This window comes from Paenibacillus polysaccharolyticus (assembly GCF_023714295.1).
GTDB classification, from domain to species: Bacteria; Bacillota; Bacilli; order Paenibacillales; family Paenibacillaceae; genus Paenibacillus; species Paenibacillus polysaccharolyticus_A.
Genome location: NZ_JAMAUN010000082.1, coordinates 1 through 253 on the forward strand (window position 1 = coordinate 1; position 253 = coordinate 253).

Annotated in this window: 1 rRNA gene; it reads right to left on the reverse strand. The window is 51.8% G+C overall.

The annotated features are described in order from the left end of the window. Positions 1-253, reverse strand: a 16S ribosomal RNA gene (locus M3629_RS28895); the annotation flags it as partial.

Consider the following 253-nt stretch of genomic DNA (forward strand, 5'->3'; position numbering starts at 1 on the left):
TGCTGGCAACTAAATATAAGGGTTGCGCTCGTTGCGGGACTTAACCCAACATCTCACGACACGAGCTGACGACAACCATGCACCACCTGTCTCAACTTTCCCCGAAGGGCACCTAACGCATCTCTGCCTCGTTAGTTGGATGTCAAGACCTGGTAAGGTTCTTCGCGTTGCTTCGAATTAAACCACATACTCCACTGCTTGTGCGGGTCCCCGTCAATTCCTTTGAGTTTCAGTCTTGCGACCGTACTCCCCA